The organism is Curtobacterium sp. B8 (genome assembly GCF_000333315.1).
GTDB lineage: Bacteria > Actinomycetota > Actinomycetes > Actinomycetales > Microbacteriaceae > Curtobacterium > Curtobacterium luteum.
Genome location: NZ_BACW01000575.1, coordinates 1 through 1,492 on the forward strand (window position 1 = coordinate 1; position 1,492 = coordinate 1,492).

Consider the following 1,492-nt stretch of genomic DNA (forward strand, 5'->3'; position numbering starts at 1 on the left):
CACGGCCGCGTAGGCGACCATCGTCAGCCCGGAACAGTCGATGCCCGCGTGGGAGGCGCCACCCTCGACGTACGGGTCACCCAGGTACTGCAGCGCGGTGGCGAGGACGGTCGCGCGGTCGCCGCCCTCGGAGAGTGCCGCCGAGATCGCGGACTCGGCCTGGGCCGTCGTGACGCCGAAGCGGGTGACCACCGTCGGGTACGACACGACGGTCGTGGTGGTCGAGACGCCGTCGATCGCCGTCACCGGGACCTCGACGTCGTGGGCGACGGTGTAGGTCTGCAGCTCACCCGCCGGGACGCCCGCGAGGGCGGTCTGCGAGGTCGTCGTGCCCGAGTGGGCGTCGGTGGACGGGGTCGCCGCGTTCGCGGGCACCGCGAGCGTCAGGCTCGAGGTCACGGCGAGCGCCGGGGCCAGGAGGATCGCGGCGCGCTTGGCGTTCGCGGCGCGACGGACGTGGCGCGGGTCCAGTGCGCGCTCGGCCCGGAGCGCTGCGGTGCGGGAGAGTACGGCGGAACCGGCGGCGGCCACGGGGACCGGCCGCATCGCGACCACCCGGGCCTGCTTCGCGGGCTCGACGAAGGTCGAGCGGGCCGCTGCGGGGCCGAGGGCCGATCGGCGGCCACGGGGACGGCGGAGCGCGGCGTCCGGAGCGGGTGTCGTGGGTGCGGGCAGCGCCTCGGCGTGCTGGCTGTCGGCTGCTGCGGGCAGAGCGTGGCGTCCCATGGTTCCTTCCGTCGCGACCTCGGGGGAGGCGGCCCGGGCCACCCGTCGGAGGGGTGACCCGAGAAGGTAACGTATTGGTCACGACGAGGCTCCTTGCTGGGCGGTTCCGGCGTGTTCCTGCGGTTGGTCACAGGAACCATCCATCCGTGGAGGGTCCTCAGATGTGCGGGATCACGTCCGACCCGGCCGTCAGACCGACGCGATCCGCATGACGGCGGCGATCCGCGCCTCCCGGTCGGCCGCTAGGCGGTCGAGTCGCGACGCGACCTGCCGGACGGACGCGTCCACCGACCTGTCCCCCGAGATGTCCCCCGGCAGGGGTGTGCCGGCCCGGAGCGCGAGCGGGAGGACCCCGGCCCAGACCGCGTGGTCCTCGCCGTCGTCCGACGCCTCGCCCACGCCGGCCGCGCGGACCTTGACGCTGGCGCGGTCGAGCGGGAGCTGGAGGACCTGGGTGGCACGGACCTCCTTGGCGGTCATCTCGCGCACCTCCGCGCGACGACCGGGCATGAGGTGGTCGGAGACCTGCCACAGCGCCTCGGCCCGGCGGTCCGGAGGCACGACGGTCGCGCGGCCGACGATCATGGCGCTCCGGTAGTTCGCCGAGCTGTCGAACGTGCTGCGGGCGAAGACGAGCCCGTCGACGTGGGTGACGGTCGCGGCGACCGGGACGCCCTCGGCGCCGGCGTCGAGGAACAGGCCGCCGCCGGTCGAGCCGTGGAGGAGCAGCACGGGCCCGTCGCCGAGGTCGCCGACGCCGCAGAGG

The 1,492-nt window shown here is 75.0% G+C and carries 1 protein-coding gene and 1 pseudogene; both read right to left on the reverse strand.

Annotated features, from left to right (window positions below; translation table 11 throughout):
- Positions 1–726: pseudogene (locus I59_RS22365) on the reverse strand (hypothetical protein); the annotation flags it as partial.
- Positions 727–915: 189 nt separating this feature from the next.
- The coding region (locus tag I59_RS20205; RefSeq protein WP_022904663.1) for a pyridoxamine 5'-phosphate oxidase family protein at positions 916–1,492 on the reverse strand (577 nt) is incomplete at its 5' end.